The organism is Paenibacillus sp. 203, assembly GCF_037027525.1.
Classification (GTDB): Bacteria; Bacillota; Bacilli; order Paenibacillales; family Paenibacillaceae; genus Paenibacillus; species Paenibacillus polymyxa_B.
The window spans coordinates 549609-574786 of the sequence record NZ_JAXCHD010000002.1 but is presented as its reverse complement, the minus strand read 5'-3'; the positions used below and the strand labels follow the sequence as shown (position 1 = coordinate 574786).

Here is a 25178-nt window from a genome sequence, read left to right as displayed (position 1 = left end):
TTTTTAGTTTTTATATGTGCCTGTTGCATGTATCCAATACGACAACGGGTATTAAATAATGATTCACTACTTGAAAAGTTACATAAATTTAATTAGTCTACCTTACAGCTTCAGAAGAGACTTTATAGTCAAATATATGTCCTCCAGGTTGAAGTCCTGGAAAAACCTCGACGGCTAGGTAGTATTCTTTACCTTTTTCAAGTTCTACATCTAAAGAATATTGACCATCTCTTGAACGTTTCATTTTACTACCAGTATTATCGTAAACAGTCATTTGCAACCAGGAATCTGAATATCTGTCTCCCTGAATTGTAAAATGAGCTTTTTGTGATTCAAAAGCCTTGATTTTATATACATCGTAGGCTTCCCAGACTCCAGGCACTCCCTCTGCACCAAGTCTTCCGATAACAGCATCACCTATAAAATAGTAGTTAGCCTGTTCAAAACTATCATTTGGTTCCTGCTCATGATATTCAAGTACAGAGGCAGGAGTTAAGTCTTTTGTTGTATTTGCTTCTTCGGCTAAAGCGACACTGGCAGAAGTACTTAGCATAAGTGTCAGGCCTAATGAAGCTAACAATGTCTTTTTCATGAAATAAAACACCTCTCTTTTTAGGGGTTATATTCTTAAATGAATATATGAGTAATTTTTTCTGAATTATTTATATATATCATTCAATAGAAAAGGATATACACAAAATAAGTAGAAGGTACAAACGAGCCATAAGACGAAGAAGATATGAACGTAAAATCGTCAGTTCTTCTACGACGATATAGCTATATTTGCCGTAAGATAATAGGGGTTCAAAGATGTAAAAACGTGGACCCAGTAAAAAGGATCGCGTTTTTTGTTATGCTTCAACTTTACTAATTGATTTGTTTAATCGTGGAAGTAACTCTATAGTCGAACAATTGACCAACCTCAGGATTGGCTACCTCTACTAACAAGTAGTAATCTTGTCCGGCTTTAAGATTTAAACCTAAACGGTATTGACGATCTTCTGCACTTCTTTTGATGCTTCCATTGCTGTCAGCCACACTAAGCATCATCCATGAATTAGGATATATTTCCCCTTGAATGTTAAATTCATAAAATCCAGACTGAGGAGCTGTAAACTTATAATAATCAGCAAAGTCATAACCTATATTGCCTTCAGAAATGAATTTTCCAAAGTTCCCATAGATATCGATGCCACCTCCTACTGTTATTCCAGTGGCTTGATCAAACCAGTTATTAGGCTCTACGTCGGTATACCATGAATTAGAAGGCTGGATAGATTCCTTTTGTAATGCGGGTGCTGCTTCTTGAGCAGATGCAACGGCGGTGGATGTGCTTAATAGAAGTGCAAGACCTAGTGTAGAAAAAACTGCCTTTTTCATTTAATAATCTCTTCCCTTCTTATATTTTGGGATTTAAACGAATATATATAGCCAGTCTCATCCATTATTATATATTGAATCCCAATAAAATGGAATAAAAATGGAACTATAAACAAAAATATATATTTTTTTGTCACAATTATGCGTTTTTACAAATTTATTCACTAAACTTCAATTAAGAGTTAGCCAACTTACTGTATACTATAAAATCCCGTCTTAATATGCTGTCGTGAAAAGGGGCATCCTATTTTAGGAGTAACACAAGCTATGTTATACTCCATAATTGGAGGTGAAAAATATATGTTCGATCCGACGGTTTTTGATAATTTAAAAGTGGCCATGGAAAATACAGTATACGATCTGGATAATCTAGATTCACGTATTGACATTACGCAGCGAATCGACAGATTGGAAATGTCTGTGATGTCACGTGAATTTGCTGTCCAATTCAGACTGAGAGAACACCCGAGTGTGACAGCAGAGATTCAACTGAAGGCAGATTTAAACAACTTGGCTGCGGAAATTTTGGAAATCAAAGATCAAATTCCGGGATGTGTCTTGTTGCTGAGTTTTTACATGGAAATTCGTGAAATTGAGTCACAATGCAGCCGGATTGAAAATATACTGACCGAAATTTGGAAGCCCGATCTTCGACCGGTACAAACGCTTAGTCAGATTTACGGAGAGAAGACATCTACATACCAAAATAGGATTGAACTCCGATTTTCCAGACAAATTAACGAAGATCAGATGGAAGACATTCCAGAGCTGTTGGAACACATATTGCTGACGCTTATGGAATTAAACATGGTCTGAACATTCCTCTTTCTCTTAAGGAATACAGCCTACGATTTGGGGGATTTAGGGGTAAAGGAGCTAGGGATATAAGATGAATGAACACGATTTTTCTGAAATATATGCGATCATGGAGGCTTCTTTTCCAGAATCAGAGTGCAGGTCGTTTGAGTCTCAAAAGGCTTTATTGAAGCATCCGAGCTATCGCATCATGACTGAAAAGAACGAACAAGGGCAAACAATTGCTTTTTTGGCGGGATGGGAGTTTACAGATTTTCGGTTTGTAGAGCATATTGCCGTAGATTCGGCTATACGAGGTGGTGGGTTAGGTAAAGAGCTTATGAGCAAGTTTATTTCACAGCCCGATAAACAAGTAGTACTGGAGGTTGAGCCACCAGTGGATGAGTGGACTCGGAGAAGAATTGGTTTTTATGAACGTTTGGGATTTCATCTGAACCATTTTGACTATGTACAGCCTCCTTTAAGAGAAGGACAGGCTGATCTGCGGCTTCAAATAATGAGCTATCCAGGTGCGCTGGCTGAACAGGATTTTGCTCCGTTTAAAGAAATCTTATATACCGAGGTCTATGGGTTAAATAAAAAGATTGTATAGCTAATGGTGCTTCATTATCGTTCATGTTTTGTCCATACCATTACAAATTCTTTCTCGTCAGTTTCGGCATCAACAGATTCCGCTTGAATGGTAAATCCATTTTTAGTATAGAAGTTAAATGCTTTCGTGTTCGACTGGTATACCTTTAATTGAATCTCATTATGTTGCTTCTTCACCCAATCTAGTAGTAACTGGCCATAGCCTTTTCTTTGAGAATCAACACGTATAAACAGAGCTGCTAAGTATCCATCCAACATGGAAACGAAGCCGCCAATGCTATGATCATCTTGTATGATAACGTAGTTTTGAGCGAGAGGAAGGTACCTGTTTTCCATCTCGGTAACTTGTGATGCCCAATACTGCGGAGCAATAAAATGATGGGCTTCTATGGAAGCATCTAGCCAGATGGCTGCCAACTCGTTGAGCTCTTCCACATTTGCGGGTCTAATCGACATCGTATCTCCTCTTTCACAGTGCAGTATGTAATCTTATAGATGATGCTGAAATAAAAAAGACCGTCCGAGGACGGTCTTTCTACCCGTGGCGCTTATTTAAAGCTTTGATCTGTATCCCGCGCCTCCGTCAACTCTGTAAATTAGAGAATAACGGACCGGGTAAGGGATACGCTCAACATGTGATTATTGATGTTGACGCACCTCCTTTCCTGATGGACCCATTTTACCATATCTGGTTTGTGATATCCAGTGATTTTCTAATATTTACGGAAATGATTCATAGAAAATATAATATAAAAATAGCTTGATTTTATGTTCTATGGAAGATATAATCTAAATTACCGTGATTGAAAAACATCGGTGTGAATACATAATATGCGGTCGTGGCGGAATTGGCAGACGCGCACGGTTCAGGTCCGTGTGGGCTAACCCCCCGTGGAGGTTCGAGTCCTCTCGACCGCATCATAGCCTAACATTTACAGGTTCTTGGATTGGCTGGATGCCACCAAGAGCCTGTTTTTATATGGTTAAGATGCGCGTACCATTATAACTATTTTATTTATACTGAAATATATATTTAATATAGTCTTTTGCACTCTGATCAATGTCTTCGTCGCTTGCTTGAAACGAGGCTCCGAAGACAGCGAAATAGGGTAATGTTATGGCGCCAACATGCACTGCGCTTGCCTTAAAAGGTGCTATAACTTCATCTACAGTAAAAGAAACGGAACCAGTAGGTAAGTAATTTTCTTTTTTATCGCCAATGGACATGGCTATCCCTAGCTTCTTTCCTTTTAACTTATCACCCTTTGAACCATAAGCCCATCCATGGGTAAAAACATCATCGAACCACTTTTTTAATAAAGGAGGGTAACTATACCAATACAAAGGGAATTGAAATATGACATTATCGTATGCTTCAAGTAGCTGTTGTTCTTTCAAAACATCAATGCTCCAGTTTGGATACTTTTTATAAATCTCATGAATTGTAATTTCATTGGTATATTGAAGTAATTCTCGTTTCCATCTGTTATTTACTCTAGAATCTTCGATATTGGGATGAGCTAAAATCACAAGAGTTTTCATCATAAATCACCTTTCTTACGTAACATATTTGTGCCTTTGTAGATGCTCTATTATTATTCTGTATGCTTCAAAAAAAGTAAATACACACAATAAAGTAAGATAGTTACTTGAAAGTATGCATTGGACTTAAAGTGAAGATATGCGATTATAGAATTAATTAGATAAACTTTGTTATTTTTAGCGTTAAAGAGGTGGTACTATGAAACAATATAATTTAGGCATAGAAGCAACACTTGAGATCATCGGAGGTAAATGGAAATCATTAATCATATGTTTATTAATGTCTGGTAGAAAAAGGACAAGTGAAGTACAGCGTAGTATTTCAGGCATTTCTCAAAAGGTTCTTATACAGCAACTTCGCGAACTTGAAAAGGATGGTATCATAGGTAGACATGTGTATAATCAAATGCCTCCAAAAGTGGAGTATTATATAACGGAATATGGAATTTCAGCAAATGAAATTATTGACTTAATGTGTTCTTGGGGGAGAGCTAATATCATAATAAGACAACAGCAAGGAGAAGATGTGATGTTGTTAGAAAATGATTCAAAATGAATAGTGGAGTAAAAAAGCGTTGCAGACTATGGTGTTTACGGTAGTTTTCTTCGGCTGTCTTCAAGTGTTATGTTATGTGTTGAGCCGCAAGCTGATTTGCTATATAGTTATGACTGGACAACCATTCCATCCATATTAAATGAATGCTAAAGTAGGGGGACCCTTGCAATGATTATTAAACCGAAAATCCGTGGTTTCATATGTACGACTGCACATCCTGCAGGATGCGCGGCTCATGTTAACCGTCAGATCAACTACATCAAAGACAGCACATCAATACAAGGAGCTAAAAAGGTACTTGTGATCGGAGCATCTACTGGATACGGGCTGGCTTCTCGTATTGCTGCGAGCTTCGGTCTGGGAGCGGACACCATAGGGGTATCCTATGAACGCCCCGCATCAGAGGGGCGCACGGCTTCAGCAGGCTGGTATAATACGGTAGCCTTTGAAAGAGCGGCCAGAGCAGCTGGCTACATAGCGGAAAGCATTAATGGAGATGCTTTTTCTCATGAAATTAAGCAGAAGACGTTGAAGCTGGTAAAGGAAAAGCTGGGCAAGGTAGACCTGATTGTATATAGTGTCGCTTCACCGCGACGGACACATCCCGATACGGGTGAGACCTTTAATTCCGTTCTCAAGCCTATCGGACAGTCTTTTTCTAATAAAACAGTGAATACGAATACAGGTGTCGTATCAGAAATTACGCTAGAACCGGCTACGCAGGAGGAAATTGAGAACACCATCACGGTAATGGGTGGCGAAGATTGGTCCTTGTGGCTAAAAGCGTTGGAAGAAGCTGATCTGCTGGCTGAAGGGGTAACCACACTGGCTTACTCGTATATTGGTCCCGAAATTACGGAGGCTATCTATCGTAAAGGAACCATTGGCCAAGCTAAAAATGATTTGGAAGCTACAGCACATACTTTAACAAAGCAACTGGAGCGTTATCATGGAAAAGCTTACGTTTCTGTGAATAAAGCTTTGGTTACACAATCCAGTTCGGCTATTCCAGTCGTACCTTTGTATATTTCTTTGCTGTTTAAGGTCATGAAGGAAAAGGGACTGCACGAGGGATGTATTGAGCAGGCACAACGTCTGTTCGAGACGCTATACAGTGGGTCCACTGTGGAAACGGATGAAGAAGGACGCATTCGGCTGGATAACTGGGAAATGAGAGACGATGTGCAGCAGGCTGTCAAAGCAGCTTGGTCCGAAATCACTACAGAAAACGTATCTGAATTGGGTGATCTCGAACAATACCGTCTGGATTTCCTCCAATTATTTGGATTCGGGTTTGATGAAATTGATTATGAATTAGACGTTAATCCAGAGGTTGATACACTTTCATAAGTGATATTTGTAAAACAAAAACGGGTACTCTCAAGCGATACAATTGCTTAAGAGACCCGTTTTTTATGTATATTGGCAAAAAAACAAGTTGCACTCGTTTCACCGGCAGTATTTATCGAGAATTAGACGTGGAAAGTGACTTACGGTGCAGCAAGCGAAAAACGGCAATGGTAATGACAATCCCCACAACGCCAAAGACTGCAACAGAAGTCAGGGCCCGATAAGCTTGCCAGCCGAACAAAAAAGCAATACCACTGCCAAACGTTGTACCTGCCAATAACCCAAGTGCGCAGGCAATATCCGTTCCAAATTTCATAAACATGTTCCTTTCGAATGTGTAAATTAAAAAGCAACTTGTACTTTTTCGCTGGACTTGGACACATACTTGTGCGTACAATTAAATAGTAATCGTTTTCAAACGGAATCTATTAATCATTATGGAGCATTCTTGTGCAAATTATTCCTTTTTCAGGAGGCTGATGAAATGAATATGAATGAACAGATCAAGCTGTGGAACGAAGAGGCGCAGGCTAGTAACGCTGATCATCCTCACCGAAAGGTTGAATTGTTTATTGAGGTACGGGATGGAGCACTGGACTCTGTTGCCCCTTATCTGAATCAACAGGTTTATCGTCATGTAACTCTGGTAGAAGATGAGTATACTTCGGTGGCGGCTGGAACAAAAGTGGCTGAGCTGATTCGTGAGGCAGGTTTGACAGTTGATGTAGTTCTCTTACCTCCGAATGCTGTAGGGGATGTGATTGCTGATGAAACCTACATTATGAAAGTGCTGCTGGGTGTGGCGGATAAGAGTCAGGCTGTACTTGCTGTAGGCTCTGGCACGATTCATGATCTGGTTCGCTTCGTATGTTATAAAATGAATCGTCCGTTCTTGTCAGTACCGACGGCTGCTTCGGTGGATGGTTTTACCTCCGCAGGCGCACCACTAATTGTGGATGGCAGCAAGCAGACATTCCAAGCAGTTCCGCCAGAGGCGATCTTTGCTGATTTGTCCGTGCTGGCAAATGCGCCACAAACGATGACTGCGGCCGGTTTTGGCGATATGCTCGGTAAGTTCACCTCACTAGCGGACTGGCATGTTTCCAGAGATTTGGGAAACGAGCCGTATTCACCTGTGGCTAATCGCATTACCGAGGAGGCTTTGCGTGCCTGTATAGAACATGTCGATGAGATTGCGGCAGGTAGCAAGGCTGGGGTCGAGGTATTGATGAATGCGCTGATTGCATCCGGTATTTCGATGCTGATGATAGATCATTCTCGTCCAGCGTCAGGGGGAGAGCACCATATTTCCCACCGAATTGAAATGGATTTTATTGCAGAGGGACGCAAGCAAGTTTTGCATGGTGCCAAAGTAGGCGTAGCATCCGCATTGCTGTCTGACCTGTACAGGGATTTAGCAGCCAGTCAGGATGTAGAGGCATTTAAGGTGTATCTGGAATTGCCTACGTCGGAGCAGATGCGTGCATGGCTGGCTCAGGTCGGAGGCCCATCTACCATTGCCGAGCTGGGGGTTACGGAGGAACAGCTCGCTCGTGCATTGCGCACGGCTCATACCTTGCGTGATCGCTATACTGGACTTAAGTATATGAATGAACATCAATTGCTTCGTTCGTAATGTGCAACCTCTACACAAATTGTCCTTTAGATATTCAGCCACTCATGTGTGGCAAGGAAGGGATAAGCGAATGGGTTTACACCTCCGGCAGCAATACGACGATATCCTGTTCCTGTAACATTTGTATGTACAAATGAACGGTATGCTATAATCGTGGAATATGAACAGGTACACGATATTGCAAGTACGGAGGAAATTATGGCGCCTAAATATATACAAGTTAAACAGGAAATTTTGTCCTGGATTCATTCATCCAAACTGGAACCACAAAGCCAGCTTCCATCTGAGCATGAAATGTCTGAACAATTTGCCGTTAGTCGGCAAACGGTGCGTCAGGCGCTGGGTGAGCTGGTGCAGGAAGGCTGGCTGTTTCGGATGCAGGGCAAGGGAACCTTTGTCGCGACACGGGACAGCAAGCAGCCCGAAGATCCAAAGACGATTGGAGTCATTACAACCTATATATCGGATTATATTTTCCCATCCATTGTACAGGGAATCGAATCCAAATTGAGTCGTCAGGGCTATAAGATGCTGCTGTCAAGCACAGGTAATGACCCTGAGCAAGAAAGTCAGTGCCTGGAAATGCTGTTGAGTCAACCGCTGAGCGGAATTATTATCGAACCGACCAAAAGTGGAGAGCGTAATCCCAATCTGAACTATTATTTAACCGTGGAAAATCGCCAAATCCCTTATTTGATGATCAATGCGCGTTATGAGGAAATGGATGCGCCATGTCTGCGAGTAGATGATGAAAAGGGTGGTTTTTTGGCGGCAGAGCATCTGATTAAGCTGGGGCACCGACGCTTGGCCGGATTTTTCAAAACCGATGATATGCAGGGGATTCTTCGTATGAAGGGATTTGTGGCCGCTCACCGCAAATATGGTGTGACACTACACCCGAACGCAGTAACGACTTACCGGACAGAAGAAAAAAATGAGATTCCGCTACAACGTGCGTCGAGGCTATTGGCGATGGAGGCGGGAGAGCGTCCTACTGGATGGGTGACCTACAATGATGAGCTGGCTGTTCGACTCCTAGATATTGTACGTTCGGTGGGCCTGAACATTCCCAATGATCTATCGTTGGTTGGGTTTGATGATTCATTTTTGGCGACAGCAACGGAAATCAAGCTAACGACAATTCGGCATCCAAAGGAAGAGTTGGGGTTACGTGCTGCCGATACCATGCTGTCGATGATTGAAGAGAAGGGGTACCATGAAGAAGATCGTCAGTTAATTCTACCTCCTGAGCTCATCGTTCGTGAATCTACTGGGCCTGTCCAGGTCATGCCTGGAGAACACTAGGCTGGAAGATCAGTCGGTTTTATTTCTTAATATGTAAGGACAAGTTAGTAAGTATACAGCTTTAACGCTTAATATTTGATGGCATGTTTCTCGTCATACCGAACAGTCTGTTTTCTGGATTGCAGAAATAGGCTGTTTTTGTTATATTTTTTCTGAAAATGAGTACATAAATCTATCGAGAAAATACATAAAAAAAGACTAGCTAAGTTGTACGTACAATCATATAATGAAAGCGGAACCAGGATAAAGGGTCGTTAAGACCTTCCTGTAATTTTCCATTTGAAGTTAGTTTCAGTCACCTCCTCCATTGCAGATTTCAGAAATGATAGTAAAAGGTGTGTCTTATACATATTAGAACAATTGAAAAAGGAAGTATGGGAGGGCAATTTGGCTCTTCCAAGGCGTGGCCTATGAAGAACTGAAAGCGGAGCAACTGGTTGTACTGATTCTACAAGACGATATTGTCGAGGTTGACCTTCGGCCTTCGTCAGATACGCCTACACATCATCTGGCACTGTACCGTTCTTTCGTTCGGAATCCAGAATTCACCTTAGTGGATCTGGTGCTGCTGGGTAAGCATTTTCTGCGCAAGCATGGGCGAACGCATATTATGGTCAAACGAAAAAGGAGGAGGCACACAAATGAGCAAGTATACAATTGGTGTCGATTATGGAACGGAGTCCGGCCGTGCGGTCATTGTTGACCTGTCTGACGGAGCTGAAATTGCTACACATGTAACACCTTACCGTCATGGAGTTATGGATGAAGTGCTGCCTGGTAGCGGACGCAAATTGGAAATGGATTGGGCACTGGAACATCCGGCTGATTATATTGAAGTGCTGACTATTTCTATACCTGCCGTTATGAAGGAGACTGGCATTTCTCAAGACGATATCATCGGGATCGGAATTGATTTTACAGCATGCACGATGCTGCCGATCGACGCGCAAGGACAACCGTTGTGCTTTGACGAGAACCTGAAAGATAACCCGCATAGTTGGGTGAAGCTGTGGAAGCATTATGCAGCACAGGATGAAGCGGACCGTTTAAATGCCATTGCCTCGCAGCGAGGAGAGGCCTTTCTGCCCCGCTATGGAGGGAAAATTTCTTCCGAATGGATGATCGCAAAAATTTGGCAAATTCTGAACGAGGCACCGGACATTTATAATCAAACAGACCGCTTTGTAGAAGCGACCGACTGGGTAATTTCCCAGCTTAGTGGGGAACTGAAACGGAATCAGTGTACAGCTGGCTACAAGTCTATTTACCATCATCGCGAGGGTTATCCGGATCGTGAATTTTTCAAAGCGCTCGATCCGCGTTTAGAAAATTTAACGGATACAAAGCTGCGCGGTGAGATTTATGATTTGGGTGCCCGTGCGGGTGGATTAACAGAGGATATGGCTGCAAAACTCGGACTGAATTCGGGAACGGCAGTAGCGGTAGGCAATGTGGATGCACATGCGGCTGTTCCGGCAGTAGGCGTCGTCACACCAGGCAAGCTAGTGATGGCAATGGGAACTTCCATTTGCCATATGCTCCTCGGTGAGGAAGAAAAAGAAGTAGAGGGTATGTGTGGCGTTGTAGAGAACGGAATTATTCCGGGCTATTACGGGTATGAGGCTGGACAATCGGCGGTAGGAGGCAGTGGCTGCGGGAGCTGAAGCTGGAGGGTACGACGATATCGTCGAAGCAGCGCGTCATATGGCTCGTGTACGGGACGAGAGCTTTATGCCAATCCCTGAGAACGCGGCCGTGTATGATAAGCTGTACGAGGAATACAGCCGTCTTCACGACTACTTTGGACGTGGAGGCAACCCGGTGATGAAAAAGCTAAAGACCATCAAGGAAGAAGCCAGACGTTCAACTGAAACGGCAAGCATTCATTTTTAAGAAACTGACAAAATATAAGCAAGAAGTATTTAAAACTCTGTTATCTAAAAAGCACAGTACACCGAGGAATCGGCAGACTGTGCTTTTTTTTGCATTTTATATTCTGTGAATTACATGATGTGAAAGTCTCAGTGGATGAAAGATGGTAATGCGTTCCTTTCAAAGACTTTCATGAAAATTACAATCGTTTCGGTTTACGGACATTTTTACTTTTTCAGCATGGCATCAGCAAACAAAATGGATTTTGGAATACGGAAAAACTGTTCCGCCTGATCCTGGAAGGTTTGCGAAGGAACGGTACCCTGATGCAACCATTTCCGAAATGTACCGGGGTGAACGCCAATCCAATGACTCACATCGGTCACCGAAATATCATGTACCATGCACAGACCCGCCAAGATCCGATTTTTAACCGGAGAACGAGTCACAGTCCGTTTCATAAAACGGGACGGCGATGGTTGACAGATGAGTGGTGAACGCCGGACAACCTCTTCATTAAATAGAATATGGTGCGGATAACCAAGTGTATTACACGTCTTTTCCAGATTAGTGTTGCCGGGAATGCGACCTTCATATACCCACGCACTGACACTACGGGAGGAAATGGAAAGCTCCTCGGCAAGTTGGGACAGTTTAATGTCATTAGCCATCAAAACGGCAAGCAAAACGCGATTGCGCACTTGACAGCGTGTTGGTTTACGAAAACGTTTGACACGCACGCCTTTTCCCAAATATTTGCGATTGATCAGAGACCACGCCTGAATGGAATGTTTATCTTGTTGTTTAGGCATATACCCTCCGATTTTTTTTAACCACATACTACTATACCCGAAGGGGGCTTTGCAAGTGACTCCTCTCCTGATTTTCTTTTAATCCCATGGGCTTAACCGGTTTATGGAAAATAAGGTCCATTTGGCCTATAAAAATGGAAGTTTAAGGTGCCGATATATTAAATTGTGACACTTTTTATGGAAATGGAGGTAATATGTTCTTCTCTTATGATTGTAAGGATGTACAGAGAGAAAAGTGGGTTTTTGCAGCCCAACATGCAATTTTTTTGACGAGAGAAAGGGAGGTTATACAGTTAGATGATTTGTAAAAAGGTAATGGTATGGTTTCTGACGGCACTTTTGGCAACGAACACTATGCTGTGCTTGCCTAGTGTGGCAGGAGCGGAAAAACAAGATGTAAAGGACGGAATGCGACTGGACCAAGCAGATTTGGTACAGAAGGAACAGGAGATCACTAATGAAACAGTTTCTTTTGATCCGCCAACTTCTGTAACAAACAGCGTTTATAATGCACTCATGATGAGCTTGGCGGCAACGGTGGAGTATACGTCAATCATTATCGAACCTGGGGAAACCTATGAATTCGAGAATACAGATACGATCAGTAAGTCCATATATAGCAACGCTTCTCAATCAAAAGGCATTTTGTACGATAGTGTAAGTTACAAAGAGGACGGAGACATCAGCACTGTCCATATGGACTATGGCATTAGCCCCATTGGTGTTCCTGGGGGAGGCACAGCGTTTATTACGAATACAGGAACAGCAGCATTAACCGTAAAAGTAACGGACGTCTTCACCTACAGTACATCGGAGGACCCGGCACTAGAGCGAGTTACGGTCTCTAAAAATGAAAGCTATCGGATTGTGAATGAAGGATGGACTGCCCGTTCGATTCAGCATGATGGGTCAAATGCAGACAATCGCCGTTTTGATTACGCAAAATACAAGGCGGACGGAACTTTATCCGCATCTGATCTTAATAGCATTGCTCATCCCTCTTTGGGTGATGGCGAGGAACTAATTATTACAGGTTCCACTGCCAATGCGGTGACCTTCGGATTTCCATACGGCAAATACAGTATAGAAAGCACCGGCGAGCCAGCTTATGCGCGGGTTACCCTAAATCAGGGGGAAAGCTACCAATTTATCAATGTGGGAACCCGATTGGATACGGTGGAAAGTGACGGTACATCTAAAGATAAACTTGACTATGTTGTTTATTTGGCAAACGGAACAGAGGCTTCACGCGGCAGTGGCACTACGGCGAAGCCGCAGATTGCTGTGGACAGATACGCGGTAATTACCCAGGTCACTGCAAATCCGGTTACATACGGGGCTCCATATCGCAATTTTATTGCTCGTCCTGTGGGTGGTGATGCAATCAGTCGTGTGGAGCTTGAGGTGGGCAAGAGCTACATTTTCCACAATAATGGTACGCTAATGAATCCGATCTACAATAACTCAAAAAAGGTAGGAAGCTTGTTCGACTATGCGATTTACAAGCCGGATGGAACGGTAAATTCCTCTGGTTTTAACAGCCAGTCTGGTCCCATGATCCCGTCTTCGGGATATGCCATTGTGACTGTGATCGGTCCGAGTCCTATTATCTTTGACTATACAGATGATTTTTCCTGGGAAACGAGTAGCCATCCTGCTTTCTTGCGGGTAACACTTTCGAAAGGTGAAAGTTATGCTTTTACCAATATTAGTGATCATTTGAGGAATCTGCACAGCACAGCCAAAACCGTTAAAGGAAAATATGATGTGGTTCTGTACAAAGCAGATGGTACAGAGCAATCCAGGCGCAATACCGGGAACTCAACCTTTTTGGTTGGTGCAGGTAAAAAGGCCAGTGTGACGGTAACCAGTGACACGCCAATCACGTTTGGTGGTATCTATCGGAGCTTTAAGGCCAGCGAAGATGATAATGGTATCGGGCAAACGACGCTGGAGCCAGGAGATTCGTACATTTTCCGCAATCATGATAGCAAATCGAATTCATTGCGGCATGACAAAAGTAGTGGAAGTGCACGCTTTGATTCGGCAAGCTATCGAGGGCTTCGTTTACTGACATCAGATCATTTCAACAATACAGTGGACCCAGAGATTGTTGCAGGCGGTGAAGCCATTGTCACCAATGTATCCGATCGGCCAATCACCTTTAGTTACAGCAGTAAGGTAGAGGCTATGCTTAACGCACAGGCAGCCTTCCATCGAATTACATTGAAACGCGGTGAAAGCCGGAAATTTATCAATGTAAGCACTTTGGACAAGGCTCTGGATGTCATTTCAGTCAGCGGTATGAAGTGGAATTACATCAATTACAAGGCAGACGGTACGGTGTACAGTCAGGCCAGTGATACGACTCAATTGCCGTTGGTACAGGCTGGTGGATATGCCATTGTAACGACGGTTTCGGATGTGCCAGTGACTTATGGAGCTGTATTAGGAATATTCGATGTTGAGGCTGCCGAGGTGCCAACAGGCAATCAGGTTACCATCAAGCAGGGAGAAAGCTATGTATTCCATAATATTGGCTCACAGGCTTCCTCATTAACCACAGATGCTTCAGACACAAGCCGTCTCTATGACTATGCCATGTATGGAGAAGATAGCGGTGTGAATTCCAAGGTGGATAGAGCAGGTATGAGTGTTTCATTACCTGAAATCTCACTTGGAGCAGGAGGTACGCTTGTTGTAACCGTCACTTCGCCGCAAGCTGTAACCATTCATTTCAACAATGACATTAAAGCAGATCCAAGCACAGAACCAGCATTATTAAAAACGTCTTTGTCTGGCGGCAAGCAGGAAGTATGGATCAATCGCGGGAGCCAGGAAGCACCTGTTTTGACGAATGCGAAAGCAACGGGTGGAACATATCAGTTCACTGTTGCAGATCGTGTTGGAAAAGTGATTAGAGAACATAAAGAGGCGACAGACACTCAACAGCAAGTGCCGGCTAACGGAAATATTCATCTCGCCGTAGCAGCAACTACTCCTGCTGTTAACTTTGGAGCACCTTATCGTGTATTTGCTGTAAAAAATAACGATGACAGCAAGCTGGACGAGCTCATTGAACTCATAGAAAAGGAAGCTGACTTTACGGCAGGTCAGCAAGGAAAATATCGTTTTACACCCAAAGAAGACGGAATTTACCGTTTTGCGGTGAAGGAGAAATCAAACTTTGCTGCGCAACAGCCAATTGTAACCTTGTTTACGGACCCTGATTTTAGTAACCAGCTTGTCTCTTCAACAGAGCAAGCACAAATATATGGTTGGGATTACACGGTCTTAGAGTATGAGATGAAGGCAGGCCAAACGGTTTATGTGAAGCTGACAGAAACCAATAGCGGCGCATTACAAACCGTAATTAAGGCAGCACATATGGCGCTCGGTAAGGATACTTCATATGAATATGGAAAAGGGAACCGACTGAATAAAGTTATTTTGTTCACCGGTGATCAAATTCAACTGGATTATGACTTAAACGGAAACGTCATTAGACGGACGAAGAAGGTATTTCCTTTTACAGATTAAAAGGATGTCTTTGCTTCGAAAAAACATAACAGATAGTTAGATGTACAGGCATTATTAAATAGGGGTGAGCGAGTGTTTAAACGTTATATTTGTAGTCTACTATGTATGGCAATGTTGCTGGGTCCATGGAGCACATGGGCATATGGAGAAGAAGGTCGTGGAGAGGCAGCAACTTCTCAGTCTTCTACGTCTTCTACTCCGCAGATTATTACCAGAGCTTGGCTTGCAGAGCAAACAGGTAAGGATCAGGCGTGGGTCAATGCACAGTTATCCAAAGGCTATACTCTGTATGATATTTATAAAGCATGGCAAAAAGATGGTGGAGAAAATTCATTACCAGAACAAAGTCCAAGCTTGTGGGTACAGCAGAATGGACTGACATTGAGCACAAATACAAAGGTGGAACCATCCGATGAGTCGTCTGCGCTGAAGGAGGGCGAAAAGCCCGCTCAGACCACCCAGGATGAAAAGGCAACTCAACATCCACTAGATAAGGAAGAGGGTAAAGAGCCGGCTCCAAACACGACTGAGATGGATATCCCATCTATACCCCGAGTAAATGATTCCGTATATGCTCCGACTCTAGGAGAAAACGGACTGATCGGGCAGGATTTACTTAAACAAAGTTTATTGCAGGTATCTGCTACAACAGATGTGTATGCTCCTTTTGATCAGGTGGCGATTGCACAAAGCAGGTTGAGTGATGATACGTCGCGTTATGGAATGGATTATGGTGACAACAGTGTGTCCACCGCTTCAGGACAGCTCGTTGTTCAAAATACGGATTTGGTACTGCCGGGATCATTGCCCTTTGCACTGACTCGTGTGTATAACAGTTCATTGGCAAGTAACCAGCTTGGTGTGCAGCAAAATGAAGGGTTGTATACAAACACAAGTGCGATCCGCGAGGAAGAAGCAGCTTCTGGTCTGGGGAGAGGCTGGAAATGGGATCTTCCTCATATGCAGAAACAGGATGGTAAACGGTATTTATATATTCCGGGAATAGGCTCCTATGAACTGCGAGATGATTTGAAGCTTGAAGGATATGCATATAAAGACCTGAAGATCGGAACAGATCAAAGCGCAAGTGTGCAGGGAGTAAGCAGTGCATACAAAATAGCAGTACTGAATGGAAACAACTATTATCTCGATCAGGACGGTTATTTGATTTTGATCCAGGATGCGTATAAGAATCGAGTGGAATTTGATTATACAAGTTCTGGTGGAGCAAAGCTTATTCGTTCGATTCGAAACAATGATGGCAAAGAGCTTGATTTCACTTACAATGCTGGACAGCTTGTTGTTAAAGAGCAAGGCACGGACCATCAGTATACCTATCGACAAAGTAGTGAGGGAAGCAGCAAGGTGCTGTCAGAAGTATTGGATTCTCTTTCCCGAAGCACAAGCTATGCGTATACATTCATGGATGCTCCTTTTAATGTGGTCATAGATGGTGAAGGAAAGACTGGAGCCCTAAAGCCCAATGAAACCGCGTTGCTTACACGAATTGTACGACCTACTTCATCGATCACAGACATTCGCTATGAAGCCTATAACAAGCAGATAGGCGTGTACGGTACACAAGGCGTGTTCAAGGTGGCTTCACGCGCTGATATGTACAGTACAACTGCCGGCGATCGTTTTTTAAATAAAATTGATTTCGCGTATTCCGGAGAAGATCTAGCCAGTTATGGCAAAAATGCTGAGTGGACGGTGGTTGCCAAAGGGACGCGTACAACAGAAACCTTCCATTTTGGTAAAGTCTTTAGAGGAGATAACACACCAGACAAGCTTGTTCTTAACCGCTATGATCAAGAGGGTGATTCTACCGGCTATCATATAAATTACACATATAATGATGCCATGGACTGGAATTTGCCTGTGCAAATGCAAGAGTCGTATACGGAGGGAGGTTCTTCGTCAGAACCTGTAACCACCTCCTATGGCTACAATGAATATGGTCTTCCACTAAAAGTATCCCAAAGTACCGGATTGGAGACTGTTCATACGTATAAAACCTCTAGTGAGCCTTTTTTCTGGGTTCAACCTACCCAGACGGTTACTAAAATAAGTGAAGGAAAAACTGGAACGACAGTTCGAACTTATAAAGCAGAGGGTACATTGTATGAACTGAAAAACTATGAAGGTACAGAGCAAGGAAAGCTTTTATCACATACCTATACTTTTTACAATGTAAAAGGGAATGTAAGTGGTCAGAAAGTTCTTATTGATGACAGAAACTATACGGATGTTTCTATTGATTATAAATCTCCCTATGGTTCTCAGCTCCCAACAAGACAGCTTTTGCCTAAAGGTGTTGAGTATGCGTATGATTACTATCCGACTGGAGAAATCAAGTCCCAAACCGATGCCAAGCGCAAAACAGAGTCCTACGTATATGACGCTTTGGGACGTGTAACGAAGGTTACTTATCCGAATGGAACTCAGACGGTTGTGGTGTATAAGGATGATACGAACGATGTCACCGTCACCGGACCAGATGGAGTAAGTGCTGAAAGAATGTATAATCCATTCGGACAGATACTCCAGCAGCAGGTGGGTGATGCGATTTACGGATATGGTTATGATGATCATGGAGATATGGTAGAAAGCACGGATGCTGAACAAGCAACCACTCGCTATGCCTATGATGCCTTTGGACGACCCGTGAAGACGACCTATGCGGATGGCACAACAGACACCGTGACTTATAATGCAGTGGATCGTACTGTTACTCAGACGGATGCGTCCGGTTATCGTGTGCGTGAAGTATCAGATGCTTTAGGTCGTGTGACTTCCACACAAGAAGCTAAAAATGGATCATTTCAGCCGCTGGAATCGTTAGCTTATAATTATGCGGATATGGTCACTAGCCGTACAGACGGTAACGGCCAACGTATGACCTATGATTACGATGCACTGGGACAAATGACCTCCGTCACAGATCCATCTGGACAAAAGACCAGCTATATGTATGATCTGGCCGGAAATTTGAAGACCGTTCAGTATCCTGATGGGCAAAAGAATATGTATTCCTATGATGAGCTGGGCAGACGTATGTTACTGGAAAAATCAAGCGGAGGAACAACGCTCAATATTTATGATACGGATGGAACCATCACCCGTATGCTGACAGGAAAATCGCAAGCGATTACCTTTCAATATAACTCGTACGGGCTGGTTACCGAAGCGGCGGGACCGGATTTTAAAACCAATTATACCTATGACCTTGCGGGACGCCGAACCAGCATGACAGATGGGCAGGGAACGACCTCGTATGCCTATGATCCAGCAGATCGGTCGTTGACCGGGCTGAAGTACCCGGATGGCACACAAATAACCTACGAGTACAATAAGCAGTCTCGTACAGGCTATGTGCTAACAGACGCAGCAGGCACGTCTATGCACGTTCAATCCAAGCTGGACAGTGTGGGCCAAGTTACTCAAATGGACATTAGCGCCGGGGCTGGTATAGCAAATGTGCAAAGCTTGGGAGAAGCGAGTGCTGCTGCGGGCGGATCATTGGATCATATGACATTTGAGTATGCTCCGAATGGGTTGCTGAAAAGTCAGTCTTCAAGCAGAGGATTGAGTACGCGATTCAGCTACAACGGACTGGATTTGTCCGGGGTTACGGTAGAACAAGACGGTACGGCGCTGCACCAATTTGGTTATGAGCGGGATGGGAATAAAAACATCATCGGACGTACACAAAACGGAACCACGGATCAATTTGGATATGATCCGTCCAGCCGAATCGCCAGCGAAGCCGCAGGTGAGAAGAATAAGACCTACAGCTACGATCCGAATGGAAACCGAAGCACCGAAGGCAGCGGCAAAGTGTTTGGTATGACAAACGCCAGTTATGACTATGATTCCGTCAGTCGTCTGACCCATGTGAGCGGTGAAGGCAAAGAGGTCAGATACAGCTACAATGGAGACGGTCTACTGTACGAGCGTACGGAGGATGGTAAAACGACTCGGTACTACTACGACGAAGAAGCGAAGCTGATTGCAGAAGCCAAGGTTGAAGGTGGAACAGCGAAGATCACCCACGCCTACGTATATGACTTGTCCGGTCAACTGTGGGCCAGACAGGACAAGTCAAGCGGGCAGTTGCAATATTATCAGCTCAACGGTCATGGTGATGTGATAGGCCTAAGTGATAGTTCGGGCAAGGAACTGAATAGCTACAGCTACGATATCTGGGGCGGCCCAGAGAAGGTCAAAGAGACCGTTCCGAACGTGCTGCGTTATGCTGGCGAGTATTGGGATGACACGACCGGGCTCCAGTACCTACGGGCTCGCTGGTACGATCCAGGCACAGCGCGTTTTATGGGTGAAGATACGTATCAGGGCGAGAGAAACGAGCCGCAGAGCTTGAACTGGTATGCGTATGCAAATAATAATCCGTTAAAGTATATTGATCCAAGTGGACATAAAGTTTGGCTAATTCACGGTACTTGGGCTGATTCATCTACATGGGACGATAGTAAGGTGTATATTGAAAAAGAACTTTTCCATGAGCAGATCGAGACTGTGGAATGGAGCGGGAAAAATAGAAATGGTGCACGAGTTGAGGGGGCAGAACGTATAGCAATTAAAATTTATAATTGGCACAAAGACCATCCGAAAGAACCTATAAGAATTATGGGACATAGTCATGGAGGAAATGTTTCTATAATGGCAATAAATATTTTGGCTAAACGTGGGATGCATGTGGAAACGCTTGTTACTATTGCAACACCAGTACGAGGATATAGGCTGAAAACAGATGTAGGACAACACATTAATGTATACAATGATTATGATCTTGTACAAAAAGAACTTGGAGGTAGTATTTACGCTTTGGGGCAAGCAATGCGCACATTCAGTGGCGCTGAGAATGTTAAAGTTAAATTGTCGTCGTATTATTCTAACCATCGAATCGAAGCTCATTCTGTAATGCACAATAATCCTAATATTTTGGATAAATACGTAAAACCACGAGTGTTATGGCACAACTTTTCTAAAGCCAGATATGAAAGTTATAAAAAGAATCAGAACAGGTACTAATTACTAAAAACAATTTGCTTATTATGTATTTTGGGATAAATATTTTGTTAAAAGCGTTTAAATGTAAATTTTTTAAATATTAGTGACATTTTAGCGAGACTGGAGGGAAGGAAATGAAAATGCCTATTTGGTTTAAAATAATATGGATGATTCCTATTGTTATAAATATAGCGGCGTTCATATGGTTTATTTTAGGTTCAACAGGGGGCTTTCAACGTGGGCATGATATCTTGGCAACTGCTACATTAGTCATATTTGGAGTCCCGTCTATTATTATCGTATTAATATCATTAACGTATATATGGCAAGGATGGCCACCATTTAATGGTGTGAAATATTTAGTATCAGCGATATTGATGGCATCTTTATTATTTTGTTCTTATTATTTGGTTGATGGGACTCCTACACGAGGATGGTTATATGATGATGTTAGAAGTGATCCTGTGCGATTAACATCAGATCATAAATACGAGTATCGTATTGATCTAATCAATCCTTTTCAAAGAAATAGTCGGGAGCAATTACATTTGAAAAATGTATCAACAGGAGTAGAAGTGAACATCCCTATCGTTATAAGAGCAGAAAGGGATATCTACTCTACTGGAGGTAGCGAGGGCTGGGATTGGGGTGTTTTAAAACCGACAAAAGTACCGAATCAATACGAGCTGTCTACATTGGATGAACATAACAACGGTAGGTATGGTATGGATCCGAGAGTTTTTTTAATTGATGTAGAAGCTGGAACAGCACAGGTATTGAAGTAGGATTTGAATTATTTAACCACAATACGAGATAGTTTCGTATTGTGGTCTTTTTTCATTATTAGTTCTGAATTATTAATAAATCACTAAATAACCTTAATACAAATGAAAATATCAACTGCTTACTACCCGGGTTAGTTACTTAACCTACAGGACAAAGAATAGGATCTACGTCTACGATCAAAACGGCAACCGAAGTGTCGGGTCCGGTTATTTGTGGTCAAGAAAAGGCAAGCGGGCAATTGCTATATTATCAGCTCAACGGTCTCGGTGATTTGCTAGGCTAGAATGATAGTTTGGGCAAGGAACTGAATAGCCACAGCTACGATATCTTGGGGAGGTACAGAGACGGCCTAAGAGAACTTTCAGAACGTGCTACATTATGCTGACGGAGTATTAGCAATCCTAAAGCTTGAACTAGTATGCGTATGTGAATAGTAACCCTTTGAGGTTTATTGATCTTAGTGGACATTTCCTTTCGGTGATGGGATATGCACTGGTTAACAAAGACACTAGCCTATGGAGAGGAGAGCGGGAATGATATCCCACAAACAGTGGTTACTCAGATGCCATGATGATTCTGCAAATGCAGTTGCAAATAAAAAAAATTCCATTGCATTTAATCCTGCAGTACCTTCATTAGGTAAATATGGTTTTTAGTGATAAGCACTTACGCACTCTAAAGCATACAAGGCTTGGCAAATGGTCAGAAACCATAAAATGGACTCCGTAATAAATGCTTTGAAGGAGAAGAGGTATAAATGAAAGTGAAAAAAATATTGTTATATCTAAGCATTCCGTTGTTGTTGATATTTGCAATCATATTGTTCATTGCTTTACCTTGGCTTCTAATATTCATAGGGAATCAATTAGAACCTAATCCTTCACACCCTGAAATCACATATGGGAAATTTCCATTTCGTTTGGAATATGAAATTAACGGGCAACGAGAGGTTATTCAAGATACTTTAATATGCGAATATGATGGCATTGGTTCAAATGAAGCTCGCGGCAAATATCGTAAGTGGAAGGAAAGATTAGCCGGTGGAGATAGATTACTACCGGTGCTAGAAGTCAATAGCAGAATAGAAATATCCTATTATCCAGGGATTGCAGAGTACTATATGGGTGATTTGGATAGCACCGACGAGTATCAGCAAACCGTTGCTGACTCTATATTTATTGAACAAGAAGGCATTATCATTAAAAAAGATGGAAGGGTTTTTGAAAATGATGGAAGGACTATTAACACTCAATTTTCCAATTCAAATGAATTACTTGATAAGTACCATATTAAACTGATAAGCTGGGACTCTACCCCACCAATCAAGGATAATTTTCCTGAAGCCAAATAACGAGTAACTTAAAACAAAATTATAAAGCACTTGAAATTCCTTATGGTGATTTCAGGTGCTTTTTTTGCGTCCCCGTATAATAATTCTATAAATCTAGTAACATAACTATGACATTTGGAGGATATAGCTTCTTTACAGGAGAAGGCATACAATCCATTTCATTTTTATCCTTCTAAACACAGTCGATTTATTCACAACTTTGTTACTTATTTGGTAAGATGGATTGCGAGATTGTTTTCGAATTGTTTTACTATATTTACCTACTATAGTCTGGTAATCTATTAATATATATAGGGGGAACGAAAAGACGTCAGGTTCAGTCGGTTCATACGCGTTTATGTTCTATATGTTGAGTGAATGTCTATATTGCCATGTCTATATCGTCATGTCTGTATAACTTCATAGACAAGCTAGAGATAGCTCCCGCACATTATAAAATACAGCACAGGATGGTGTAATGAATGAAGCTTTTAAATGCAAAATGGATGGCTGTATGCTTGATGGTAATCTGTTGTTTGGGTTTGCTAGGTATACATACGAATACGGCGAGTGCACAAGCGAAGGCTCCTTTGCTGGGGGTCAATGATGTGTTGCTAGATTCGAATACCATTCAGCCCGTAATGAAAAATGATAAGTTGTATGTTCCTATCGTTACATTAGGGCAAAAGATGGGGATTTCTACTTCGGCCAACGGAAATACATTGGTACTGACTGGACATAATCGCAGCTTTACGCTGGATTTGAACAAGGGGGATGTGTTCGAGCGTGGAGATCGTACAATGGTGCCCATTCGCACTTTGACCGATGCGTTTGGCTTCACTATTACGCTTCCAACAAGTAATCTGTATCGAATTCAGAACGCAAATGCTAGTTTGTCTGATGCTCAGTTTTTGAATACATTCGCAACAGAAATTAAACAGTATGCAGCTGTCAAACCGGACAAAGCCAGCAATACTGGCAACAAGGGAACTGCCTCATCATCCAGCCGTACGATTTATTTGAGCTTCGATGATGGTCCTACGGCGCATACGTCGCAGTTGCTGGATATCTTGGACAAATATAATGCGAAGGCTACGTTCTTCATGCTGGGACCTGAAATTCGTCAACATAGCGCAGTGATGAAAAGAATGGTAGAGGCGGGTCACGGTTTGGGCTTGCATGGGATGACGCATCAGGTGAAGAAAATCTATGCATCTCCTGCAGCAGCATTAGCAGAGATGAATCAGGATAACGAAATTTTATTTAAGGCTACAGGAAAACGCACTTCTTTGATTCGTACACCTTATGGCAGCAAACCATATTTGAAGAAAGCATACCGCGATCAACTGACGGGCGCAGGCTATCATATTTGGGACTGGAACATTGATTCCAATGATTGGCGTTATACTAAAAATCCAGAGCATTTTGTACAGACTGTCCTAAGTGATATTAAGAGATTGAAAAAGCAAGGCAGAACACCAGTCGTTCTTATGCATGATAAGCCATCTACGATCAAGGTGCTTCCACAAATCATGGCTGCTTTGCAGAAAGAAGGCTATTCGTTCGAGCCGTTAAATGATAACATGACTCCGCTTAATTTTTGGAATGATCATCGTTAATTGAATAGCATGAAAGAAAAGACACCTTTTCAACCATTTATATAGTGGTTTTGAAGGTGTCTTTTTGTTGTATTTGCTCGGAGTTGTGAAGTTTGCAGCACGCTTTATATGAATCTATGAATTCATGTCTATGCACAGGTCATATGACTTTACGGGTTACCATGTCGCTGCATATATTACAGTAACCGCCCCGAGAGGAGGAGAGGTATGAATATTAATCCGAGTATGTTTAGTATGATTTGCGCTACCGCAGGAGCCCTTATTACGTTTGCCTTTGGCGGTTGGAATCAGCTAATGGTGCTATTCACGGTTGCAATGGCTGTTGATTATGTGACTGGAGTCGCCGCAGCAATTAAGACTGGGCAAGGTTTGAGCAGTAAAGCCGGCTTTTGGGGGCTGGCGAGAAAGGCTTTAATGCTAATGGTGATTTCTTTGGCGCATCACGTGGATCTCCTGATGGGTACCGAAATCATGAAAGGGGCGACGACGTATTTTTATTTATCCAATGAATTAATCTCTATTACGGAAAACTGTTCACGAATGGGTCTGCCGCTCCCACCGAAGCTCAAGAATTTTTTTGCCCTATTAAAGGACAAGGAGTCTGATGGTAAAAATGGCGGAAAAGATCGCTAGAATTACAAAGTTTCTTTCCGTATGTGGGGCGTTATGATAAAATTTTCAAGAGAACATTTTTAAGATAAGGAGCTTATACGCATGATTAAACATATTGTTTTGTTCAAATTGAAAGACCGCTCCCCTGAAAGCATTGAGCACACAGCATCCATTTTGCGCAGTATGAACGGCAAAATCAAAGAGCTGCTGTCACTCGAAGTAGGTACGGATGTGATTCGTTCGGAACGTTCTTATGATATTTCCCTTACCGCTGTTGTCGAAACACTAGAGGATTTGCAAACGTATCAGGTACACCCTGTGCATCAGGAAATTATTGTACACATGAATGAAGTGAAGGATGTATCTATCGCAGTTGATTATGAAATCTAAAGCGATT

19 protein-coding genes, 1 tRNA gene and 2 pseudogenes are annotated in these 25178 nt (G+C 42.6%); 16 read left to right on the top strand and 6 right to left on the bottom strand.

Features of this window, described 5'->3' with window-relative positions; translation table 11 throughout:
- Window positions 1-97: 97 nt before the first annotated feature.
- Together WA407_RS05865 and WA407_RS05860 are read right to left on the bottom strand one after the other, a co-directional pair.
- The gene (locus WA407_RS05865; RefSeq protein ID WP_235308001.1) at window positions 98-592 is read right to left on the bottom strand and encodes a hypothetical protein; all 495 of its coding nucleotides are present in this window, start codon (window positions 590-592) and stop codon (window positions 98-100) included.
- A 275-nt stretch (window positions 593-867) separates the two neighbouring features.
- On the bottom strand, window positions 868-1380 hold the full coding sequence (locus WA407_RS05860; protein ID WP_235308002.1) for a hypothetical protein: 513 nt from the start codon (window positions 1378-1380) through the stop codon (window positions 868-870).
- Between the two features lie 300 nt (window positions 1381-1680).
- On the opposite strand from WA407_RS05860, the gene WA407_RS05855 reads away from it, so the two are divergent.
- The gene (locus WA407_RS05855; protein ID WP_235308364.1) at window positions 1681-2196 is read left to right on the top strand and encodes a hypothetical protein; all 516 of its coding nucleotides are present in this window, start codon (window positions 1681-1683) and stop codon (window positions 2194-2196) included.
- 73 nt (window positions 2197-2269) lie between these two features.
- Complete coding sequence (locus tag WA407_RS05850) at window positions 2270-2788, top strand: GNAT family N-acetyltransferase (RefSeq protein WP_235308003.1); 519 nt, start codon at window positions 2270-2272, stop codon at window positions 2786-2788.
- Between the two features lie 14 nt (window positions 2789-2802).
- Here WA407_RS05850 and WA407_RS05845 read toward each other — a convergent pair whose 3' ends face one another.
- Window positions 2803-3243: an N-acetyltransferase gene (locus WA407_RS05845; protein WP_235308004.1), complete on the bottom strand. Its 441-nt coding sequence runs from the start codon at window positions 3241-3243 to the stop codon at window positions 2803-2805.
- A 377-nt stretch (window positions 3244-3620) separates the two neighbouring features.
- On the opposite strand from WA407_RS05845, the gene WA407_RS05840 reads away from it, so the two are divergent.
- Window positions 3621-3705 (top strand) — tRNA-Leu (locus tag WA407_RS05840).
- A 93-nt stretch (window positions 3706-3798) separates the two neighbouring features.
- On the opposite strand, the gene WA407_RS05835 is transcribed toward WA407_RS05840, so the two are convergent.
- Window positions 3799-4329 carry an NAD(P)H-dependent oxidoreductase gene (locus WA407_RS05835; RefSeq protein WP_235308005.1) on the bottom strand — a complete coding sequence of 177 codons (531 nt, stop codon included), beginning with the start codon at window positions 4327-4329 and terminating at the stop codon, window positions 3799-3801.
- A gap of 199 nt (window positions 4330-4528) precedes the next feature.
- On the opposite strand from WA407_RS05835, the gene WA407_RS05830 reads away from it, so the two are divergent.
- Together WA407_RS05830 and fabV are read left to right on the top strand one after the other, a co-directional pair.
- A complete protein-coding gene (locus tag WA407_RS05830) occupies window positions 4529-4885 on the top strand; it encodes a winged helix-turn-helix transcriptional regulator (protein ID WP_336076954.1) in 357 nt (118 codons plus the stop codon).
- 168 nt (window positions 4886-5053) lie between these two features.
- Window positions 5054-6235, top strand: coding sequence for an enoyl-ACP reductase FabV (gene fabV, locus WA407_RS05825; RefSeq protein WP_336076953.1), 1182 nt, complete (start codon window positions 5054-5056; stop codon window positions 6233-6235).
- Between the two features lie 112 nt (window positions 6236-6347).
- Here fabV and WA407_RS05820 read toward each other — a convergent pair whose 3' ends face one another.
- Window positions 6348-6551 carry a hypothetical protein gene (locus WA407_RS05820; RefSeq protein WP_061828633.1) on the bottom strand — a complete coding sequence of 68 codons (204 nt, stop codon included), beginning with the start codon at window positions 6549-6551 and terminating at the stop codon, window positions 6348-6350.
- 168 nt (window positions 6552-6719) lie between these two features.
- On the opposite strand from WA407_RS05820, the gene WA407_RS05815 reads away from it, so the two are divergent.
- The 4 genes and pseudogenes from WA407_RS05815 to WA407_RS05800 all read left to right on the top strand — a co-directional run bounded on the left by WA407_RS05815 (window position 6720) and on the right by WA407_RS05800 (window position 11069).
- On the top strand, window positions 6720-7871 hold the full coding sequence (locus WA407_RS05815) for a sn-glycerol-1-phosphate dehydrogenase (RefSeq protein WP_336076952.1): 1152 nt from the start codon (window positions 6720-6722) through the stop codon (window positions 7869-7871).
- A 198-nt stretch (window positions 7872-8069) separates the two neighbouring features.
- On the top strand, window positions 8070-9176 hold the full coding sequence (locus WA407_RS05810; protein ID WP_061828631.1) for a GntR family transcriptional regulator: 1107 nt from the start codon (window positions 8070-8072) through the stop codon (window positions 9174-9176).
- Window positions 9177-9524: 348 nt separating this feature from the next.
- Window positions 9525-9705, top strand: a pseudogene (locus WA407_RS05805) (class II aldolase/adducin family protein); the annotation flags it as partial.
- A gap of 64 nt (window positions 9706-9769) precedes the next feature.
- A pseudogene (locus tag WA407_RS05800) lies at window positions 9770-11069 on the top strand (ribulokinase).
- Between the two features lie 206 nt (window positions 11070-11275).
- On the opposite strand, the gene WA407_RS05795 reads toward WA407_RS05800, so the two are convergent.
- Window positions 11276-11860, bottom strand: a complete 585-nt coding sequence (locus WA407_RS05795; RefSeq protein WP_013370447.1) for a helix-turn-helix domain-containing protein — start codon at window positions 11858-11860, stop codon at window positions 11276-11278.
- A 297-nt stretch (window positions 11861-12157) separates the two neighbouring features.
- Between WA407_RS05795 and WA407_RS05790 the strand changes: the two genes are divergently transcribed.
- From WA407_RS05790 to WA407_RS05760, 7 genes are all read left to right on the top strand, one after another.
- The gene (locus tag WA407_RS05790; RefSeq protein WP_336076951.1) at window positions 12158-15400 is read left to right on the top strand and encodes a hypothetical protein; all 3243 of its coding nucleotides are present in this window, start codon (window positions 12158-12160) and stop codon (window positions 15398-15400) included.
- Window positions 15401-15505: 105 nt separating this feature from the next.
- The gene (locus tag WA407_RS05785; protein WP_336076950.1) at window positions 15506-20455 is read left to right on the top strand and encodes an RHS repeat-associated core domain-containing protein; all 4950 of its coding nucleotides are present in this window, start codon (window positions 15506-15508) and stop codon (window positions 20453-20455) included.
- A 113-nt stretch (window positions 20456-20568) separates the two neighbouring features.
- Window positions 20569-21219, top strand: coding sequence for a hypothetical protein (locus tag WA407_RS05780; protein WP_235308012.1), 651 nt, complete (start codon window positions 20569-20571; stop codon window positions 21217-21219).
- Between the two features lie 758 nt (window positions 21220-21977).
- A complete protein-coding gene (locus WA407_RS05775; RefSeq protein ID WP_235308013.1) occupies window positions 21978-22571 on the top strand; it encodes a hypothetical protein in 594 nt (197 codons plus the stop codon).
- A gap of 461 nt (window positions 22572-23032) precedes the next feature.
- The gene (locus WA407_RS05770; RefSeq protein ID WP_235308014.1) at window positions 23033-24169 is read left to right on the top strand and encodes a polysaccharide deacetylase; all 1137 of its coding nucleotides are present in this window, start codon (window positions 23033-23035) and stop codon (window positions 24167-24169) included.
- Between the two features lie 207 nt (window positions 24170-24376).
- Window positions 24377-24802, top strand: a complete 426-nt coding sequence (locus WA407_RS05765; protein WP_023987985.1) for a phage holin family protein — start codon at window positions 24377-24379, stop codon at window positions 24800-24802.
- An 81-nt stretch (window positions 24803-24883) separates the two neighbouring features.
- Window positions 24884-25171 carry a Dabb family protein gene (locus WA407_RS05760; protein WP_013309679.1) on the top strand — a complete coding sequence of 96 codons (288 nt, stop codon included), beginning with the start codon at window positions 24884-24886 and terminating at the stop codon, window positions 25169-25171.
- Window positions 25172-25178 lie beyond the last annotated feature (7 nt).

What these genes read in the sequence shown, in the direction of transcription:
- WA407_RS05865 (WP_235308001.1), bottom strand. Translation starts at nt 592, where the DNA reads ATGAAAAAGACATTGTTAGCTTCATTAGGCCTGACACTTATGCTAAGT.
- WA407_RS05860 (WP_235308002.1), bottom strand. Translation starts at nt 1,380, where the DNA reads ATGAAAAAGGCAGTTTTTTCTACACTAGGTCTTGCACTTCTATTAAGC.
- WA407_RS05855 (WP_235308364.1), top strand. Translation starts at nt 1,681, where the DNA reads ATGTTCGATCCGACGGTTTTTGATAATTTAAAAGTGGCCATGGAAAAT.
- WA407_RS05850 (WP_235308003.1), top strand. Translation starts at nt 2,270, where the DNA reads ATGAATGAACACGATTTTTCTGAAATATATGCGATCATGGAGGCTTCT.
- WA407_RS05845 (WP_235308004.1), bottom strand. Translation starts at nt 3,243, where the DNA reads ATGTCGATTAGACCCGCAAATGTGGAAGAGCTCAACGAGTTGGCAGCC.
- WA407_RS05835 (WP_235308005.1), bottom strand. Translation starts at nt 4,329, where the DNA reads ATGAAAACTCTTGTGATTTTAGCTCATCCCAATATCGAAGATTCTAGA.
- WA407_RS05830 (WP_336076954.1), top strand. Translation starts at nt 4,529, where the DNA reads ATGAAACAATATAATTTAGGCATAGAAGCAACACTTGAGATCATCGGA.
- fabV (WP_336076953.1), top strand. Translation starts at nt 5,054, where the DNA reads ATGATTATTAAACCGAAAATCCGTGGTTTCATATGTACGACTGCACAT.
- WA407_RS05820 (WP_061828633.1), bottom strand. Translation starts at nt 6,551, where the DNA reads ATGAAATTTGGAACGGATATTGCCTGCGCACTTGGGTTATTGGCAGGT.
- WA407_RS05815 (WP_336076952.1), top strand. Translation starts at nt 6,720, where the DNA reads ATGAATATGAATGAACAGATCAAGCTGTGGAACGAAGAGGCGCAGGCT.
- WA407_RS05810 (WP_061828631.1), top strand. Translation starts at nt 8,070, where the DNA reads ATGGCGCCTAAATATATACAAGTTAAACAGGAAATTTTGTCCTGGATT.
- WA407_RS05795 (WP_013370447.1), bottom strand. Translation starts at nt 11,860, where the DNA reads ATGCCTAAACAACAAGATAAACATTCCATTCAGGCGTGGTCTCTGATC.
- WA407_RS05790 (WP_336076951.1), top strand. Translation starts at nt 12,158, where the DNA reads ATGATTTGTAAAAAGGTAATGGTATGGTTTCTGACGGCACTTTTGGCA.
- WA407_RS05785 (WP_336076950.1), top strand. Translation starts at nt 15,506, where the DNA reads ATGGCAATGTTGCTGGGTCCATGGAGCACATGGGCATATGGAGAAGAA.
- WA407_RS05780 (WP_235308012.1), top strand. Translation starts at nt 20,569, where the DNA reads ATGAAAATGCCTATTTGGTTTAAAATAATATGGATGATTCCTATTGTT.
- WA407_RS05775 (WP_235308013.1), top strand. Translation starts at nt 21,978, where the DNA reads ATGAAAGTGAAAAAAATATTGTTATATCTAAGCATTCCGTTGTTGTTG.
- WA407_RS05770 (WP_235308014.1), top strand. Translation starts at nt 23,033, where the DNA reads ATGAAGCTTTTAAATGCAAAATGGATGGCTGTATGCTTGATGGTAATC.
- WA407_RS05765 (WP_023987985.1), top strand. Translation starts at nt 24,377, where the DNA reads ATGAATATTAATCCGAGTATGTTTAGTATGATTTGCGCTACCGCAGGA.
- WA407_RS05760 (WP_013309679.1), top strand. Translation starts at nt 24,884, where the DNA reads ATGATTAAACATATTGTTTTGTTCAAATTGAAAGACCGCTCCCCTGAA.